The sequence below is a fragment of the Gemmiger formicilis genome, assembly GCF_018784445.1.
Classification (GTDB): domain Bacteria; phylum Bacillota; class Clostridia; order Oscillospirales; family Ruminococcaceae; genus Gemmiger.
Window position 1 is genome coordinate 207,369 of sequence record NZ_WQOH01000052.1, and the last position, 19,359, is coordinate 226,727.

The 19,359-nt window shown below is 62.1% G+C and carries 14 protein-coding genes; 13 read left to right on the plus strand and 1 reads right to left on the minus strand.

Going from position 1 to position 19,359, the window contains the following annotated elements:
* Nucleotides 1–48: 48 nt before the first annotated feature.
* From GPK89_RS13510 to galE, 5 genes are all read left to right on the plus strand, one after another.
* The gene (locus tag GPK89_RS13510; protein ID WP_215693874.1) at nt 49–720 is read left to right on the plus strand and encodes a CvpA family protein; all 672 of its coding nucleotides are present in this window, start codon (nt 49–51) and stop codon (nt 718–720) included.
* 179 nt (nt 721–899) lie between these two features.
* The gene (locus GPK89_RS13515) at nt 900–3,215 is read left to right on the plus strand and encodes an ATP-dependent Clp protease ATP-binding subunit (RefSeq protein ID WP_215693876.1); all 2,316 of its coding nucleotides are present in this window, start codon (nt 900–902) and stop codon (nt 3,213–3,215) included.
* Between the two features lie 8 nt (nt 3,216–3,223).
* On the plus strand, nt 3,224–4,228 hold the full coding sequence (locus GPK89_RS13520) for a hypothetical protein (protein ID WP_215693878.1): 1,005 nt from the start codon (nt 3,224–3,226) through the stop codon (nt 4,226–4,228).
* Nucleotides 4,229–4,237: 9 nt separating this feature from the next.
* Nucleotides 4,238–5,170: an AraC family transcriptional regulator gene (locus GPK89_RS13525; RefSeq protein ID WP_215693880.1), complete on the plus strand. Its 933-nt coding sequence runs from the start codon at nt 4,238–4,240 to the stop codon at nt 5,168–5,170.
* A 71-nt stretch (nt 5,171–5,241) separates the two neighbouring features.
* Entirely contained in the window at nt 5,242–6,267 is a 1,026-nt protein-coding gene (galE, locus tag GPK89_RS13530) for a UDP-glucose 4-epimerase GalE (RefSeq protein ID WP_215693882.1), read from the plus strand.
* A 164-nt stretch (nt 6,268–6,431) separates the two neighbouring features.
* Here galE and GPK89_RS13535 read toward each other — a convergent pair whose 3' ends face one another.
* A complete protein-coding gene (locus GPK89_RS13535; protein ID WP_215693884.1) occupies nt 6,432–7,205 on the minus strand; it encodes a helix-turn-helix domain-containing protein in 774 nt (257 codons plus the stop codon).
* A gap of 129 nt (nt 7,206–7,334) precedes the next feature.
* On the opposite strand from GPK89_RS13535, the gene GPK89_RS13540 reads away from it, so the two are divergent.
* From GPK89_RS13540 to GPK89_RS13575, 8 genes are all read left to right on the plus strand, one after another.
* Nucleotides 7,335–8,447, plus strand: coding sequence for an ABC transporter ATP-binding protein (locus GPK89_RS13540; RefSeq protein ID WP_215693886.1), 1,113 nt, complete (start codon nt 7,335–7,337; stop codon nt 8,445–8,447).
* Nucleotides 8,448–8,513: 66 nt separating this feature from the next.
* Nucleotides 8,514–10,391, plus strand: a complete 1,878-nt coding sequence (locus tag GPK89_RS13545) for a PTS fructose transporter subunit IIABC (protein ID WP_215693887.1) — start codon at nt 8,514–8,516, stop codon at nt 10,389–10,391.
* Between the two features lie 125 nt (nt 10,392–10,516).
* Nucleotides 10,517–12,268, plus strand: coding sequence for a hypothetical protein (locus GPK89_RS13550; RefSeq protein WP_215693889.1), 1,752 nt, complete (start codon nt 10,517–10,519; stop codon nt 12,266–12,268).
* An 18-nt stretch (nt 12,269–12,286) separates the two neighbouring features.
* Entirely contained in the window at nt 12,287–14,632 is a 2,346-nt protein-coding gene (locus GPK89_RS13555) for a hypothetical protein (RefSeq protein WP_215693891.1), read from the plus strand.
* Between the two features lie 15 nt (nt 14,633–14,647).
* Nucleotides 14,648–15,268 (plus strand): epoxyqueuosine reductase QueH, encoded by a 621-nt coding sequence (locus GPK89_RS13560; protein ID WP_215693893.1) that lies wholly within the window; start codon nt 14,648–14,650, stop codon nt 15,266–15,268.
* Between the two features lie 59 nt (nt 15,269–15,327).
* Nucleotides 15,328–16,626 (plus strand): putative ABC transporter permease, encoded by a 1,299-nt coding sequence (locus GPK89_RS13565; RefSeq protein WP_215693895.1) that lies wholly within the window; start codon nt 15,328–15,330, stop codon nt 16,624–16,626.
* 83 nt (nt 16,627–16,709) lie between these two features.
* Entirely contained in the window at nt 16,710–18,677 is a 1,968-nt protein-coding gene (locus GPK89_RS13570) for a BMP family ABC transporter substrate-binding protein (protein WP_215693897.1), read from the plus strand.
* Entirely contained in the window at nt 18,674–19,324 is a 651-nt protein-coding gene (locus GPK89_RS13575) for a metallophosphoesterase family protein (RefSeq protein ID WP_215693899.1), read from the plus strand. Before GPK89_RS13570 ends, GPK89_RS13575 begins: the two co-directional genes overlap by 4 nt.
* The last annotated feature ends 35 nt before the right edge of the window (nt 19,325–19,359 follow it).

Sequence of the window (19,359 nt, forward strand, 5' to 3'; positions counted from 1 at the left end):
GAAGCCATGCGCACCCCAAAACATTTACACAGAAAGAAGTACCCATCTATGTCATTTTCTCCCGCTATTCTCTATGATATTCTCTTCCTTATCGTGTTTTCCTTCGCCGCGGTCAAAAGCTGGCAGAAGGGTTTCCTTGCCGGGCTGGCTGAGCTGATTGGCGCGGTGCTTGGCGTGGGCATTGCCGTATGGGGCAGCCGCGCGCTGGCCCCGGAAATTTACCAGCGCTTCTTCAGTGACGCCATCGCCAACAAGGTGGATCAGGCCGTGGCACAGTCGGGCGGGGACATGGCCGCTGCCGTGCAGGGGCTGGACTTTTTACCGGAAAGCCTGCGCACTGCCGTGGCCGCCGGGCTGCAAACCGCAGGCGACCAGCTGCCGGAAAAAATCACCGCACTGCTGGAGCCGCTTTTCCTGCCGCTGGTGCAGGTCGTTCTGTTCGTGCTGCTCTGCGTCGTGGTACGGTGGGTGTTCGCCCTGCTGGTACGTCTGCTGCGCGGCATCAACGGCGTGCCGCTGGTAGGCGGCGTCAACCGCCTGCTGGGCCTGGCACTGGGCTTGTGCACCGGCGCGCTGGACTGCTGGCTGCTGGCTCTGGTGCTCTGGTTCCTCGTCAGCGTCACCGCGGGCGGGCTGGACTGGCTGAACACCGCCGTATTGCAGCGCAGCGTCGGGTACAGCTTTTTTGGCGCGTTCAATCCGTTTTTAGTCCATTATTAAACATTTTTTGAACAAACCCCGCCAAAACTTGCATTTTGGCAGGGTTTGCTTGATAATAGTAATAAGGTGGTACGGCGGGGTGGTCATGCCCATATGCCGCCGCAGGGCGTTGAGGACGCCCCCACAAATTTTCAGCAATCCCACGTGCCCATGCGGCACTTTCCATAGAGGTGAAGTATATGCTTTGTGTTAAATGCCAGAAACGCCCGGCCGTTGTCTTTGTGCAGCGGCTGGAAAACGGCAAGGCCATCCAGGAGGGCTACTGCCTGACCTGCGCGCGTGCTATGCACATCCAGCCGGTGGATGACCTGATGAAACAGTTCGGTATGTCCGACCAGGACCTGGAGAGCATGGAAGAGCGTATGTCCAGCTTTTTGCAGGAGGCCGCCGACTCCGGCATGATGGCCCCCATGATGGGCGGCGATATGACCGACGGCGGCGACGAGAACGCCCCGCAGGACGATTTTGTCCCCGGCGGCAGCCCGGTTTTCCCCTTCGGCTTTGGTGCGCGCCAGCAGAAAACTGACGACGCCAAGGGAAAAAACGGCAAGAAGGACAAGGCCCCCCGCCGCAAGTTCCTGGATACCTACTGCGAGAACCTGACCCAGAAGGCCCGCGACGGCAAGACCGACCGCATCATTGGCCGCGACCGCGAAATTTACCGCACGATCCAAATTCTTTGCCGCCGCCAGAAGAACAACCCCTGCCTCATCGGCGAGGCCGGTGTCGGCAAGACTGCCATTGCCGAGGGCATTGCCCAGCGCATTGCCGAGGGCAAAGTCCCTGCGCGTTTGCAGGACAAGGAGATTTTCCTGCTGGATATGACCTCCCTCGTCGCCGGCACCCAGTTCCGCGGCCAGTTTGAGCAGCGCGTCAAGGGCCTTATCAGCGAGGTCAAGGCCGCCGGCAACATCATTTTGTTCATCGATGAGATTCACTCCATCGTGGGTGCGGGCGACTCCGATGGCTCGATGAATGCTGCCAACATCATGAAGCCCGCGCTCTCCCGCGGGCAGATGCAGGTCATCGGCGCGACGACCTTTGCCGAGTACCGCAAATATATCGAGAAAGACTCCGCGCTGGAACGCCGTTTTCAGCCCGTCAAGGTCGAGGAGCCGTCGCTGCTGGACACCATCGAGGTCATCAAGGGCATCCGCGTTTACTACGAGAAGCACCATTGCGTCCGCGTGCCGGATCCCATCGTGACGAGCATCGTCAAGCTGTCCGAGCGGTACATCACCGACCGTTTCCTGCCCGACAAGGCCATTGACCTGTTGGATGAGGCCTGCGCCTGCTGCAACCTGCGCCACCCCGAAATCACCGAACTGATCGAGACGCAGCGCACCGTGGCCGACCTGGAAGCCCGCGAGCACGAGCTGGAAAACCCCGAGCCGCAGAACGGCCAGGACGCCGCCATCGACTACGAAGCGCTGGCCCAGGTCAAGACCGATTTGGCGAAGCAGCGCGAAAAGCTGCCCGCCCTGCAGCTGAAAGTGGCTGAAATTGAAGTCACAATGGACGACGTGGCCCAGGTCATTGAGCTGTGGACCGGTGTGCCTGCCGTGAAGATCAAGGAGACCGAGTACGGCCGCCTGCAAGGGCTGGAAGATGCCCTGAAAGCCCACATCATCGGCCAGGACGAGGCCGTCCATGCCGTGGCCGGGGCCATCAAACGCGCCCGGGCGGACCTGTCCGGCCGCCACCGCCCTGCAAGTTTCATCTTCGTCGGCCCCACCGGCGTCGGCAAAACCGAGCTGGTCAAGCAGCTGGCAAATCAGCTGTTTGACACTGTTGACCCGCTTATCTCCATCGACATGAGCGAGTATATGGAAAAGTACGCGGTGTCCCGCCTGATCGGCTCACCTCCGGGCTATGTCGGCTACGACGAGGCCGGGCAGCTGACCGAGAAGGTGCGCCGCCATCCGTACAGCGTCGTGCTGTTTGACGAAATCGAAAAAGCGCATCCTGACGTCATGAATATCCTGCTGCAAATTTTGGACGAGGGCAAGATCAACGACGCCCAGGGCCGCACGGTGGACTTTTCCAACACGGTCATCTGCATGACGTCCAACGCAGGCTCCACCGACACAGCCGGGGCAACAGGCTTTGGCAAAAAGGCAGAGGTCGCCAGCGCGGACCGCAGCCTGAAGGCGCTGCAGGAGTTCCTGCGCCCCGAGTTCATCGGCCGCGTGGACGAGATCATCACCTTCCACCCGCTGAGCGAAGAAAACCTTGAAAAAATCACCGCGCTGATGCTGGACGAGTACAAGCCCGGCCTGGCCGCCCACGGTATCACGCTGCACTACGGCCAGCCCGCGTTGGCGGACATCGTAGCCGAAAGCTCCACCAAGTACGGTGCGCGTGAACTGCGCCGCACCATCCGCAAGACCATCGAGGATCCGGTCTCCGAGGCACTGGTGGATGGCCGGCTGGATGGCCGCGAGGTCACGCTGGAACTGGCCGACCACAATGGTAAGGCCGTTCTGGAAATTTGAGGCCCGCCATGTACAAAAAAATGGCCGCCCTGCTGCTGGCCGTGGCGCTGCTCTGCGGCTGCGCAGCCCAAGTGACGGTGCAGCGCATCCCGGCCGAGCTGCCGAAGGCCGAAAGCCCCGCCGCCACGCCGACGCCGGAACCGACGCCCACCTTTACCGAGGAGCAAAAAAAATACGGCAGCGCGTCCCTATTGAGTGAGCCGACGGTGCTGGTCAGTGTCTTTTTGAACGACGCCGCCCGCGGCCTGACCTGGGACGAGGCCGACCGCACCGCCGCCGTGCAGCAAACCCGGATGGCCGTGGATTGGATCACAGCCCAGGCCGAAAGCTACGGCGTGATGCCGGATTTAATCTGTGACCGCACCGAGGATGGCAGCAACGCCGCCCTGACCCGCAGCTATCTTGTGCAGTCTGCCATGCGCGGGGGCGAGGATTCCGACGAGAGCACCGCCTTCATTGAGGAAATGGACGCCCTGTGTGAGTCGCTGGCCGCGGACAGCCGCTTGGCGGTCTACGGCACGCGGCACATCGGGTTTCTGTTCTACCTACCCATCAGCGGCACGTCCTTCACAATGGCCCACTATGCCGACGACGGCGAGTATTTCTACTACGAGTACAGCTGCCTGTACCGCCACGACGCCTACACCGACGGTGAGCGGGAAAGCCCGGCGACCTACGCCCACGAGATCCTGCACCTGTTCGGAGCACCTGACCTCTACGAGGGCAGCGGCGACCCCTATGTGGACCGCGCATTGATAGACTACGTGGCCGAGACTTACCCCGACGACATCATGGTAAGCACCTACGAGGACGACGGCACGAGCCGGTTTGACGTGATCACGAAGGAGATCAGCCCGCTGACGGCCTACTGCCTGGGCCTGACCGACACCTGTCCGGAGCTGGAACAGTTCCCGCTGCTGACCCAGGTCGAGCCAGGGGTGTTCCGGCGTGAATTGACGGCAGACACATCTGACGAAACCGCCGATGCCTGGCCGGGAGCCGTGGCGGCATAAGGAGGCCCCATGCTGAACGATGATTTTCCGCTGCGGGTCGAGGCGGTTCCCGCCGCCCACACCACCGAATGGCGCGCCGACGACTCCTTTCTGCCCAGCGAGACCGAGGCCTGGCAGCTGATTTTTGTGCGCAGCGGCACCATTGAGGAACGCTGCGACGACCGCCATGTGCTGCTGCGGGCGGGCGGGCTTCTGTTCCACCAGCCCGGCGAGGTGTTCGCCATGACGACGGTGGGGGAGGTCCCGCCCGAGACGCTGCGCATCGATTTTTACTGCACCGGCGCGGCCATGGATCGGTTCCGGGGTGCGATGCTCCACGCCGAGCCCGCCGAGCAGCACGATTTGAGCTGGCTGGCCAACGCCGCCAACGAGTTGTTCGATGCCGCGCCCGTACCGGGCGGGCGGCCCGTCGTAAAAGAAGAGCTGCCCTTCGGCGCGATGCAGCAGTTCATCATCCACCTGGAAAACCTGTTGATCCTGCTGGCCCGGCGCTGCCGCCGCCTGCGCCGCCCCGTGGCCCGCGTTCGGCGGGAGCGCCGCCAGAATGCCCTGGTGGAGGATGCCCGCGCCTATTTTGTCGAAAACCTGGAACGGGAGTTGAAAGTGGACGAGGTCTGCGAGGCCCTGGGCTGCACCCGTCCCCAGCTGCAGCAGGCCTTCCGCGCCCGGCTGCGCCGCACGGCCATGGAGGAATTTTCCGCCATGCGCATCGAGTATGCGGCCCAGCTGCTGGCACGCGGGGCATCCCCCGGCGAGGTCGCGGCCCAGATGGGCTACTGCTCGGGCGCGTATTTCAGCCAGAAATTCCGCGCAGCCACAGGCCACACACCGTCGGCCTACCGGCGCATCCAGCAGGGGCTGCCCGCTAAGCGGCAAAACAGGCAACAAAAAGATAAAGCAGAATCTAAAACCTCTATTGCAGAATCACCGCAGAAAAAGTAAAATAGTGACAAAGGGCAGGCAGAGCGCCCGCCCACAGGCAACAAAAGCATAAATATAAGGAGACGACTGTTATGGCAATTTTGGTTAGCGGTGGCGCCGGTTACATCGGCAGCCACACCTGTGTGGAACTTCTGGCCGCAGGGTACGACATCGTCGTGGCCGATAACTACTACAACTCCTGCCCCGAGGCCCTGGCCCGCGTCAAGAAGATTGCCGGCAAGGGCTTCCGCTTTGTCGAGGCCGATATGACCGACAAGGCCGCCGTGGAGAAGATTTTTGCTGAGAACGAGGACATTGACTGCGTCATCCAGTTCGCCGCCTACAAGGCCGTGGGCGAGAGCGTTTCCAAGCCCATCGAGTACTACTCCAACAACCTGGCCTGCACGCTGAACATCCTGGATGTCATGCGCCGCCACAACTGCCACAACATCATCTTCTCTTCCTCTGCCACGGTCTACGGCGACCCCGCCAGCGTGCCCATCCGCGAGGATTTCCCCGTGGGCGGCACCACGAACCCCTACGGCACAACCAAGGTGTTCACCGAGCAGATCCTGACCGACTGCTGCAAGGCGGATCCCGAGCTGAATGTTGCGTTGCTGCGTTACTTCAACCCCATCGGTGCCCATCCGTCCGGCCTGATTGGCGAGGATCCCAACGGCATCCCCAACAACCTGGTGCCTTACATCGCCAAGGTCGCTGTCGGCAAGCTCGAGAAGGTCCATGTCTTTGGCAACGACTACCCGACGCCCGACGGCACCGGCGTGCGTGACTACATCCATGTCGTTGACCTGGCCCGCGGCCATGTGGCAGCCATCAAGAAGCTGGAAGAGAAGCCCGGCCTGTTCATCTGCAACCTGGGCACCGGCCACGGTTACAGCGTGCTGGACGTCATCCACGCCTTCAGCAAGGCCTGCGGCAAAGAGATTCCCTACGTCATCGACCCGCGCCGCCCCGGCGACATTGCCGAGTGCTGGTGCGACCCCAGCAAGGCCAAGCGCGAGCTGGGCTGGGAGGCCCAGTACGGCATTGAGGAAATGTGCGCCCACAGCTGGAACTGGCAGAGCCACAACCCCGATGGGTATAAGACCGCGAAATAAAACTGCATAAAAAAGCCTCCTGATGCTCTTGCATCGGGAGGTTTTTTATGTCATCGCGCAGTAGGGGCCGGGCATGCCCGGCCCGGGTGTGTATGGCAAACGGAAGCTTGCGGGAAGACTGCGGGCCGGACATGTCCGGCCCCTACTGCTCCTGCCATATTCTTTTACACATACATTTCCTGACTGCGCGGCGGCAGTTTGGGCACGGCGGGCAGCGGCGCAGCGGCGGCACGCCAGGCGGCAGGGGAGAGGCCCACCTCCCGCTTGAACACGCGGCAGAGGTAGTTTGCGCCGGAAAACCCGGTCAGGCCCGCAATCATATCCAGGTTATACTCATCGCTGAGCAGCAGCGCCTTCACGGCCTCGATGCGCACATTCGTCATGTACTTTCCGGGTGGGATACCGATTTCCTGCTTGAACACCCGCACCAGATGGCTCTTCGTCACGCCGAGCTGCTCGCTCAGTTCCTCCACGCCGTAGAGGGCCATGTAGTTCTGCCGGATGGCCGCCACAGCCTCGGCCACCAGCGGGGGCAGGGGACGGGCCGTCTCGTCAGCCTTGCCCACGGCGCAGAGCAGCGCATAGGCCATCGCCGCCGTGTGGATGCCGTGCAGCTGGGCAATCAACTCGGCCGCGCCGGGGCAGGCCGCGCCGTCAGCCCAGCGGGCCGCACCCAACTGTAATAGGTAGGCGTCCGTGCAGTGGCCGGTCAGCCGCACAGCCAGCAGGTGGCAGTCCGTTTGGGGCGTCAGCGTCAGGGGAGCAGGCCCCAGCAGGATATCGCCGCTCTGGCCTGGGCGGTCAAAGCCGTCCAGCAGGCATTCCCCGCGGGAGAGTACCCCCACCCACAGGCCGTTCCCGGTCAGGGTCAGGGGGGTACTGCCGTCCAGCTCGGCGTTCTCGGCAGCATTGCAGTAAATTTCTGGGTCAAATATCAATTTCGGCACCTCGATATCAATAAAATGCTATTTTCAAATAGATTATAACCTGTTATTATAATCATGTCAACAGAAACAGCCCCCTCTACATGGGCTGAATACCACTGAATTTTATGGAGGATGAGCATTATGGCTTCCATTAGCTGCCGTCACGTCAAGAAAGTTTACCCCGGCAATGTTACCGCTGTTCCCGATTTCAGCCTGGAAATCGCGGATAAGGAGTTTATCGTTTTCGTCGGTCCTTCCGGCTGTGGTAAGTCCACCACCCTGCGTATGATCGCTGGCCTGGAGGAAATCTCCGGCGGCGAGATGTACATCGGCGACCGTCTGATCAACGACGTTCCCCCGAAAGACCGCGACATCGCGATGGTCTTCCAGAACTACGCTCTGTACCCGCACATGACCGTTTACAAGAACATGGCTTTCGGTCTGGAGCTGCGCAAGATGCCCAAGGACGAGATCGACAAGCGCGTCCGCGAGGCTGCTAAGATCCTGGAGATTGAGCACCTGCTCGACCGTAAGCCGAAGGCTCTGTCTGGTGGTCAGCGTCAGCGTGTTGCCCTGGGCCGTGCAATGGTTCGTAACCCGGCGGTCTTCCTGCTCGACGAGCCTCTGTCCAACCTGGATGCTAAGCTGCGTACCAGCATGCGTACCGAGATCATCAAGCTGCACAAGAAGCTGGCTACCACCTTCATCTATGTTACTCATGACCAGACCGAGGCCATGACCATGGGCGACCGCATCGTCGTCATGAAGGACGGCATGATCCAGCAGGTCGATACCCCGCAGAACCTGTACGATTATCCCTGCAACATCTTCGTCGCAGGCTTCATCGGCAGCCCCCAGATGAACTTCCTGGACGGCACCCTGAAGAAGAACGGCGACCAGTTCACCGTTGATCTGGCTGGCACCGACATTCCTCTGCCGAAGGAAAAGACCGCTGACGGCAAGCTGGACGCTTACGTTGGCAAGACCTTGAAGGTTGGCATCCGTCCCGAGGATATCAAGGACGATGAGGAATTCCTGGACAAGCATTCCAACAGCCACATTGGCGCTGAGGTTGAGGTTTCCGAGCTGATGGGCGCTGAGATCTACCTGTACCTGACCTATCAGGGCCAGAACCTGATGGCTCGTGTTGCCCCCACTTCCAAGTCTCGCCGCGGCGACAAGATCACCGTTGCCATGGATACCCACAAGATCCATCTGTTCGATCCCGAGACCGAGAAGACCCTGCTCAACTAATTCTTCAAGCTCTCATAGCGGTTCCGTTGCGGCGGAACCGCTTTTTTAGTAAACGGAGGAACGACGATGCGCATTGCCAACTACCTGCGGCCGGATTGTGTCGCACTGCGCCAGCGGGCGGATTCCCTGCAGGGCGCGGTGCAACAGCTTGTGGCGCTGCTGGATGGGGCCAAAGTCCTGACGGACACGGCAGTCTTTGCGGCAGATGTCCGCGCCCGGCTGGAACTGGGCGGCGTCTGCGTGGGCAATGGACTGGCGATCCCCCACGCCAAGAGCACCGCGGTGGAGAAATTGCAGCTGGCCGCATTGACGCTGGATCCGCCGCTGCCCTGCGATACGCCCGACGGCCAGCCGTTGGAGATGCTGTTCCTCATCGCTGCCCCCGCCGAGGCCAACGACCTGCATGTGCAGGTGTTGGCCGAGCTGGCAACGCTGTTTTTGGATACCGATTTCTGCGCCAGTCTGCGCCAGAGCGAGACGCCCGAGGCATTCTGCCGCGCCATTGCCCGGCGCGAAGCCCAGGACGACCCGGCCGCGCCCCCGCCGACGCCCACCAACGAGCCGGGCTACCGGCTGCTGGGTGTGACGGCATGCCCCACCGGCATTGCGCACACCTACCTGGCGGCCGAGGCCTTACAGCAGGCCGCTCAGACCCGGGGCCTGACCATCAAAGTGGAGACGAACGGCGCGGGCGGCGTGGGCAATGAACTGACCGAGGACGAGATCCAGGCCGCCGACTGCATCATCGTGGCGGTAGACCGCTCGATCTCACTGGCGCGGTTTGTGGGCAAGCGGCTGGTCTACACCTCGGCAGGGGAGGCCGTGCGCAACGCGGATGCCCTGCTGGAAAAGGCCGTCTCCGGCAAAGCATCCATCTACCGCGGTGGCCACGCCTTCCGCACCAACGACTGGAAGGAGCTGGGCCGCGAGTACTACGGCCACCTGATGAGCGGCATCTCCCATATGCTGCCCTTTGTGGTGGCGGGTGGCGTGATGCTGGCGCTCTCGCTGCTTTTGCAGCACCTGGGCGGCCCGGCGAACTGGTCCACGATGATGACGAACGTCGGCAACGCCGCGCTCTCCATGATGTACCCGATTCTGTCCGCGTTCATCGCGTACAGCATTGCCGACCGGCCCGGCCTGATGCCCGGCCTGATGGGCGGCTACCTGGCCCAGACCGGCATGACAACGGCCACCAAACTCAGCTGGATCCCCAGCGGGTTCTGGGGGGGCCTCATTGCGGGCTTTGCCGCCGGGCTGGTGGTACGCCTGCTGAACCGACTGTTCCGCCGCATCCCCCAGGATCTGGACCACATCAAGACCGGGCTGCTGGTGCCGCTGTTGAGCTTGCTTTTTGTCGGCTGGCTGATGCTTATGGTCGTCAACCCGCCGCTGGGGCGGTTCAACCGCTGGATGTCGCTGGCGCTTGCCAAGCTGCAGGGCGGCAGCCGCCTGGTGCTGGGTGCCGTGCTGGGTGCGCTGATGGCCACCGACTACGGCGGGCCCATCAACAAGGCGGCCTACGTCACCGGCACACTGGCTGTGACCAACAGCCAATATGACCTCATGGCCGCCGTCATGGCGGGCGGTATGATCCCCCCGCTGGGGCTGGCACTGGCCTGCCTGCTGTTCCCGACGCGGTTCACCAAGGCCGAGCGCCGCACCGTGCCGCAGAACCTTGTGATGGGCGCGTCCTTTGTGACCGAGGGGGCGCTGCCCTTTGCCCTGCGCGACCCGCTGCGGGTCGTACCTTCCTGCATGGCAGGCAGTGCACTGGCCGGGTTCCTGACCGTACTGTTTGGCTGCGGCTGCCCTGCGCCCCACGGCGGATTGTTCCTGCTTGCCGTCATAGGCAATCCGCTGGGCTTTTTGGCTGCCCTGGCGGCTGGCAGTCTGCTGACCACATTGTTGGTCGGTATGCTGAAGAAGCCTGTGAAATCGTAAATCTTCGTTTTCTTTGTTCCTGCCGCAGAATATCCGCTTTCCACCCCCGCTGTGCGTTGCGTGCAGCGGGGGTTTATGCTATACTATGAATATATGTGTGTCAAAAAGAGGAGGCCTTTACCCCCATGGAACAGGTCAAGACGTTTTACCGGCGGTACCGCTGGTTATTTTTAGCGGCGGCCTATCTGGTAGTGTTTGCGGTGGGCGTGCTGTATCTGCGCGTCACCATCAGCATCCCGCCGGAAGGGGACGACAAATTAACGCTGAACCGTTGGATGTACGACTTCCAACGGATGCCCTTCTGGCAATACCTATTGCAGGACTTGCAGGGGCGGCTGCGGTATTTCACCCTGCAGGAGGTTCGGTTCTTTCCGTTCCACTACCCCAACGCGGTAGCGCTGCTGTTTTACGGCAGTTTGAGCCATTACCGGCTCTACATCATTGCCTGGACCGGGGCGGCGGCGTTCCTGGTCAGCCGGGTGGCCGCGCGGTTCGGCAGCGGGGATGCCCTGGCGCTGGGCGGCTTTACGCTGGCCATGGCGGCGGCCCCCATCTGGAACGAGGGTATGTACAGCTACTACGCCGTGCCCCAGCGGGCGCTGTTCTGGGCCATGGCGGCCTGGCTCTGCCTGTTTGGGTGGGAGAATTCCCACCGACGCGGCTGGGCTGCAGCGGCAGCGCTGCTCTCCTTCGTCGCCTGCGGTACTTATGAAATTGGCTATATGTTCGCGGCGCTGGCCTTTGTGGTTTGGTGCCTGCGTGCTCGCAGCGTCAAAGCCGGGCTGTTCAACACCGCCCCCGCGCTGGGCGGCATGGGCGTGGCGCTCATATTCCATATGCTGTGCGGTCGCAGCGGCGGCACCGGCAACGAGGTCTCACTGGATATCCCCCAGGTGCTGCGCGTGCTGGTGCAGCAGATGGCTGCGTCCATCCCCGGGCTGAACTCCCGCATTTTGCAGGAGGATTGCGGCGTACTCTCCAACGGCGACCGGCTGTGGCCGCTGGTGCTGGGCGTGCTGGCCGGACTGCTGCTTTTCTTCGCTGTGCCGCGCGAAAAACTGAACCGCAAAATGTTGGGCGCCGCCGCCGGGTTTGGCCTGGCGGTCTGGGCGCTGCCCGCACTGCTGCTGGCGCTGTCCGCCCGCTACCAGGCTCCCGGGGCCATCACCTGGAAGTGGGGCTACATCCCCGCCGCCGCGAGCTCCATCGGCTTTGCGCTGGTGGTGGCCGTGCTGCTGGCTGCGCTGGCGGGTGCCTGCCGCAAGCTGTCCCAAATTTTGTCCATTCTGGCGCGGCTGGGCCTGACCGCCGCGCTGGCCGCCGGGCTTTGCCTGAACTGCTCCTACCTGCGGGGCGTCGTGCGCACTCACCACGCCGAGAATCTGGATAACTACCAGTTCTTTGTGCGCACCATCCAATCCGGCCTGGCAGATGCCGTCCAGCCCGGGGATCTCATTCTCTGCAATGAGAATGTCTGGGACAGCAACGCCGACGCCGAGACGGCCTTTTTCAGCCGGTTCACCGGGCGCGACTTGCACGCTGCCGTGCTGGGCACGACCTACGATGCCCCTGCCGGGAACACCTACGCCTACCAGACCTACCGCAAGTACGGCGGGTACGACCTGGCCTGGTGCGGCAGGCTGCAAAGCGCCGACAGTGACCTGATGGACGGCGTGCAGGTTTATGTGCAGAGCGCCTGCGTACCCGATAATGCAGTCATCAAGTACAAAGTCCGCCTGGCCGACGGCACCGAGGAAGCCCGCGCCATCTGCCTGCTGGACTGCACCCAGACCCCGCGGGACGCCAACGGTGACTACCTTGCCACCGTGGAGGACAGCGGTATCGTGAATGCCAAGCTCATGATCTGGGACGGCTAACTAAAAGAGGATTTACGGATGAAACATTTCTTTGCTTTCTGCAAGCGCAACCGGCTGTTCGCTGCCCTGCTGGCGGTGGAGCTGGCCGTGCTCTGCGTGCTGGCGGCCGGGCTGTTCGGTGCGCCTTACAAGCTGACGATGACCCCCGACCTGTTCGAGAACCCCTTCCCGGACATTGCCTCCAACGAGGGGGATCACTTCCAGGTGTGGAACCAGACGAACTTCCAGACCAGTGACCCGCTGGATTTTCCTTCTGCCGGGCAGTCGGTGCGGTCCGGCGCGTATGAGGTGACGGTGCAGTATTTCTCCTGCCAGACGCCCGACGCGCCCACCTTCAATATGCTCAACTCCGCCGGTACGCTGAGCTTTTCCAGCGCCATGGTTCCCTCGGCGGTCAGCGCCGACACCCTGCGGCTGGATGACTGCCACCGCACCCTGACTACCCGGCTGTGGGTCAGCAGCGGCGCACAGCTCAACGATTTGACCGCCACGCTGCACTACAACGGCCAGGGCCAGCTCTATCTCTACGCCATCACCCTGACCGAGCAGCCCATCTACCGCGTCACCCGGCTGCTGGGCTTTGCGCTGTTCTTCGCGGTCGTGGACTTCCTGCTCTGGCTGCTGTTTGCCAAAACAGGGGAGGAGGGCGCTGCCAGCCGCCGTGCCCTGCGGCTGCCGCTGGCGCTCATCGCCATCACGGCGTTTGCCTGCCTGCCGCTGTTCAGCAATTATCTCTACTTCGGCCACGATATGGACTACCACCTGCAGCGCATTTCTGCCATGGCGGCAGAGCTGTCCTATGGGCAGTTCCCGGTGCGGTTCACCACCACGACGCTGAACGGCTACGGCTACGCGAACCCGCTGTGCTACTGCGAGCTGTTTTTGCTATTGCCCGCACTGCTGTACAACCTGTGGCTGCCGCTGCGCACCTGCTACCAAATCTACCTGTTTGCTGTGACGCTGGCCACCTGCGCCATTGCCTATTACAGCTTTGCCAAAATCGCGGCCAGCCGCCGCCTGGGCCTGCTGGGGGCGCTGCTTTACACCCTGTCCTGCTACCGGCTCGTCTGCGTCTACACCCGCGCCGCTGCGGGCGAATTCACGGCCATGGCCTTCTTCCCGCTGGTGCTGGCGGGCCTGTACGGCATCTACACCAGGGACAAGCCCCGCTTTGCCGATTGGCTGCCCATGTCGCTGGGCATGGCGGCCATGGTGCAGAGCCATCTGCTCTCCTGCGAGTTGACGGCGCTGCTGCTCATCCTCTTCTGCCTGCTGCGCCTGCGGGAGACGCTGCGCCCCGCGCGGCTGCTGGCCTGGGTCAAGGCCGCACTGCTGGCCGTGGGGTTGAGCGCGTGGTATCTGGTGCCGTTCTTCCTCTCCACTTCGTCGATTCCCTTCATGGTCAATGGCCCTCTGATCGGCAAAATTCAGTTCCAGGGCCTCTACCTGATACAGCTGTTCAACCCCTTCTACAACGGCTTTGCGGGCGCAGATGCGGGCACGAACCCCGACATGATGCTCTCGCTGGGGCTGCCGCTGATTCTGGGGCTGGGGCTGGTCGTGTTCTGCCTGCTGCGCCGCCGCGACGCCCAGGGCCAGGCCGCGTCCATCCTGACGACGGCCGCCGGGTTCTTTGCGCTGACGGTGTTTTTGGCGCTGCACATCTTCCCCTGGGATTACGTGCAGACCACGCTGGGCCGCACGGCGGGCAAGCTGGCCGGGCTGTTCCAGTATCCGTGGCGTTTCCTCTCGCTGGCGACGGTGCTGCTCTGCCTGGCGGTCGTTATGGCCGTCAAGCTGCTGACGGCGCGTGACCGCCGCTTGGGGCTGACCGCCACCGTAGTGCTGGCCGCTGCCGCCCTGTTTATGACCGGGGCCATGCAGGCGCAGATGCTCAACGGCCAGCGCGAGGTCAGCTACAATGTGTTCAGCTACGAAAACCCGACGAGCTGCATCGGCGTGGGGGAGTACCTCATCGACGGCACCAGCTCCTATGAGACGATCTGGGCGCAGCCCAAGCCGGGCAGCGATGACCTGCACCTGGTCAGCTATGAGAAAAAGCAGGGCGTCGCCTACGTAAGCGTACAGAACGACGGCGGCGAGACAACCATTTCGCTGCCTATCTTTAACTATGGCAACTACTACGCGGCCGACGAAAACGACCAACCCTTTACCATCACCAGCGGCGAGAACGAGCGTATTGTGCTTACGATCCCCGCCAACTACACCGGCACTGTGCGTGTCTGGTACCAGGCCCCCGGCTTCTGGCGCGTGTTCGAGGTCATTTCCGCCTTGAGCCTGCTGGGCACGGTGGGGTACAGTGTGTTCGCCCGCCGCAAGCGCCGCGTGGCCGTCACCGTGTAAAAACGAGGTTTCTTCATGCCAAACCGCATCAACTATCAGCTGGAAATGGAAAAGGTCCTGCGCACACTGGACGGCACGCGGCCAAAGCTCCTGCTGCACGCCTGCTGTGCGCCTTGTTCCAGCGCGACACTGGAACGCCTGGCCGCGCATTTCGACATCACGATCTTATACTATAATCCCAACATCTACCCACCGGAGGAATACCACCGCCGGGAGGCCGAGCTGGAGCGCTTTGTGGAGGAGGCGGGCTACCACTACCCGGTGGTGGAGCTGCCCTACGACCCGCAGGAGTTTTACACCGCCGTGAAGGGACTGGAGAGCGAGCCGGAGAAGGGCGCACGCTGCACGGTCTGCTACCGGCTGCGGCTGGAACAGGCCGCCCGCTATGCCGCCGCGCACGGCTTTGACTGGTACTGCACGACGCTGTCCATCTCGCCCATGAAGGATCCTATCCGCCTGAACGACCTGGGCACCGAACTGGGCAAGCAGTACGGCGTACCGTTTTTGCCCAGTGAGTTCCGCAAAAAGGACGGCTACAAGCGCAGTTTACAGTTGAGCGCCGAGTATGGGTTGTACCGGCAGGATTACTGCGGGTGTGTATTCAGCAAAAAAGAAAGAGAACGTCTCTCCACGTAGGGGGGTCGATGCCTGCATCCGCCCCTGCAAACGTTATCCCCTAAACAGGAGTTACCTTTATGACATTCTACCAAATCGCATTTCTATTTTTCACTTACTCGTTTCTGGGCTGGGTGGGGGAGGTCGTCTTTACGGCGGCGGTCCGCCGCAAGTACCAGGACCGGGGCGTTCTGAGCGGCCCGCTGTGCATTTTGTACGGCATCGGCGGTCTGGTCATCACGTTTGCTTTGGGGGATATGAGCCGCGACGGCTGGTTCTTCCTCTTTGTGTTCAGCGCCGTCTACGCCACCGTCATTGAGTGGATCGGCGGGCACATTTTGGAGCGCACCTCCCACACCCGCTGGTGGGATTACAGCGCTATGCCGTTCAACCTGGACGGTTACATCTGCCTGGGTGCATCGGCCACCTGGGGCGTGCTGGGCGTTGTGCTGCTCAAGTGGGGCAACCCGCTTTTGCTGGCGCTGTTCAGCCTGATTCCCCATGGCCTGGCCGCCGTAGTGCTGTGGGCATCGCTGGTGGTGCTGGGCATTGATCTGGTCGGCACGCTGCTGGCTATGGCGGGCCTGCGCTACAAGTGGCCCGCCGCCGAGGCCATCGAGAACCGCCTTGCCAACATGACGGTGCGCGGCGGTATGTGGATCCTGGATCGTGTGGAGCGCCGTATGGCCAAAGCCCACCCGGCCCTGACCTTTGCCCGCCCCGAGCGGCAGCAGAGCGGCACCTTTGCCGCCGGGTGCAGCCCCTACAAAATCATTCTGCTGTTCTTCATCGGCGCGTTCTTGGGCGATATCACCGAGACCATTTTCTGCCGCGTCACAGGCGGCGAGTGGATGAGCCGTTCCAGCGTGGTGTGGGGCCCGTTTTCCATCGTGTGGGGCCTCGCCATCGCGCTGGTCACACAGCTGCTCTACCGCTACAAGGACAAACCCGCCAGCTGGCTGTTTGTCACCGGCACGCTGCTGGGCGGCGCCTATGAGTACCTGTGCAGCGTCTTTACCGAGGTCGTGTTCGGCGCGGTGTTCTGGGATTACAGCGCGATACCGTTCAATTTGGGCGGGCGTATCAACCTGCTGTACTGCTTCTTCTGGGGCTTTGCGGCGGTGGCGTGGTTCAAAGTGCTGTACCCGCCGATTTCTGCCGCCATCGAAAAGCTGCCCCGCCGCTTCGGCACGGTGCTGACCTGGGCGCTCTGCGTGTTCATGGCGGCGGATATGCTCGTCAGCTCGGCTGCGCTGGTGCGCTACAACGACCGCCTGAACGGCGTTCCCGCCGCGAACAGCATCGAAACTTATTTAGACGAGCACTACGACAATGACCGGATGTATAAGGTGTACCCGAAGGCGGTGCATACAGGGTAATTGCAAAAATCTTTGTATATTCCGCACATATGTGTTATAATAATTTTGTATCTGTTGTATAAGAATCGAGGAGGCGACCGGCTGTGAACCGCAACGAGGGAAATGAACTGTACCTGAAAGCCCAAAAGCTGGCACTGCGCGATTACCGGGAGAAAATGCTTGCCGGGCAATCGCCGTTTCTGCCTGTGCTGGACGATATCCTGCAAAATGTCCCGGTGGAAAATCAAATTCCCCTCGGCCAGGTGGATATCCCGCTGAATCTGCTGGTGGGCACCAAAACGACTGGCCGCACCGCAGCGTTCGCATCCAACTTTATGCCGCTGCTGGACCTCAAGACCGAGTTTGCCAGTAAGTGGGTCAACCTCTGCCTGTCTCATCTGGAAGAGGGCATCCGCGACCCCATCCGCTGCTATGAGTACATGGGTCGCTTCTATGTGCAGGAGGGCAACAAGCGCGTCAGCGTGCTGAAATACTTTGACGCGACCAGCATTCTGGGCAATGTCATCCGCGTCGTGCCGCAGTACAGCGACGACCCCGCCGTGCAGATGTACTACGAGTTCATGCACTTTTACCCCATCACACAGAACTATCTGCTCACCTTCACCAAGCCCGGCAGCTATGCCCGCCTGCAAAAAATCCTGGGCAAAGGCCCGGATGAAAAGTGGAGCGGCGACGACCGCGTCGAGGTATTATCCCTTTACAACTGGGTCGAAAAGGCTTTTCTGGCCCACGGCGGCGCAAAACTGCGCTGCACAGTGGGCGACGTACTGCTGCTGTTGCTGCGCGTTTACACCAAAGAGGAGCTTGCCAAGCTCAGCCCCAATGAGTTGAGCGAGAAGCTCGACGCCCTGTGGGACGATGTGCTGGCCCTGCAAAAGGCTGACCCCGTGCGTGTCAGCGACAAGCCCGCCGAGCCGAAGCAGACCGGGCTGTTGGATCGCATCCTGCCCGGCAAACACACCGCACCCAGCCACTTGAAAGTTGCCTTTGTCCACGAGCGCACCCCCGGGACCAGCTCCTGGACGAGCCAGCACGAGTTTGGACGTACCCAGTTGGACACCGTATTTGCGGGCCAGGTCGAGACGACCGCCTACTTCAACGCCGTTCCCGGTGAGAACGCCGATGCCTTGGTCGAGCAGGCCATCGCCGACGGCGCAGACGTTGTTTTCACCACCAGTCCCAAGCTGGTGGGTGCGTCCTTACGCGCCGCCGTCAAGCACCCGCAGGTGCGCATTCTGAACTGCTCGATGGAGATGCCCTACGCCAGCATCCGCACCTATTACACCCGCGTGTACGAGGCCAAGTTCATCACCGGCGCGATTGCCGGTGCCATGGCGGGCACGGACCGCATCGGCTATGTGGCCGACTACCCGAGCTTTGGCGTACCCGCCAACATCAACGCCTTTGCGCTGGGCGCCCGCATGGCGAATCCCCGCGCCCGCATTGAGCTGTTGTGGACCTGCCTGCCTGACCAGGCCGACCCGCTGCACACCTTCACCCAGAAGGGCATCACGGTTATTTCGGGCCGCGACGCACCGATGCCCAACCGCCCGCAGCGGGAGTTCGGCACATTTTTGGTGCGCCCCGGCGGCGTATTGCAGGACCTGGCTACGCCGTTCTGGCACTGGGGCCAGTTCTATGAGAATGTCATCCGCACCGTTTTGAACGGCGGCTGGGTGCGGGATAAATCCGGCACCGACGGCCGCGCCGTCAACTATTGGTGGGGCATGAACAGCGGCGTCATGGACGTGCTGCTCAGCCGCGAACTGCCGCCCGATGTCAACCATCTGGCACAGATCCTGCGTTCCGGCGTCACTTCCGGTATGATCGATCCGTTCCACTGCCGCATCACGGCGCAGGACGGCAGCGTCAAGAACAGCGGCCGCCATGGGCTGGACCTGGAGCAGATTGCCCACATGGACTACCTGTGCGACGCCGTGGACGGGCACATTCCCGAATATGACGAGCTAGCCGATATCGCGAAGCCGATGTACCGTATGCAGGGCATCCACCGCGATCTTCTCCCGGTGGAGAAGGAGGCCGAGCTGTGAAGATTCTAGCTATCGCCGACGAGGAATGCAAGGCCCTGTGGGACTATTTCACCCCGGACAAGCTGGAAGGGGTCGAGCTGATCATCGCCTGCGGCGATTTGAGCCGCCACTATCTGGAATACTTAGCCACCATGGCCCCGATGCCGGTCCTCTACGTACACGGCAACCACGATGAAAGCTACGACCTGCTCCCGCCGCAGGGGGTCATCTGCATTGATGACGAGGTCTATGTCCACAACGGCCTGCGGGTGGCGGGGCTGGGCGGCAGCTGCCGCTACCACACCGGTGCCTGGCAGTTTACCGAAGCCGAAATGAAAAAACGGGTCAACCGCCTGCGCGGCAAGATCGACCGCCACGGCGGGGTGGACATCTTAGTCACCCACGCGCCGCTGCACGGCTACGGCGACATGACCGACCTGCCGCACCGCGGGTTCACGGCGTTTTCCACGCTGCTGGACCGCTATCACCCGCAGTATATGCTGCATGGGCACATCCATTTGAACTACGGTGCCTCCATCCCGCGGGAGCACACCTACGGCACCACCCGCATCGTCAACTGCTTTGAGAGGGTCTATCTGGATGTGGACGCCCCCGTCCCCAAGCCCCGGCACCGCTTGTTTGCCGGGCTGCTGGGCAACCATCGGTAGGGGCGGCCATTGGTCGCCCGCCAGGCTGCCGCACG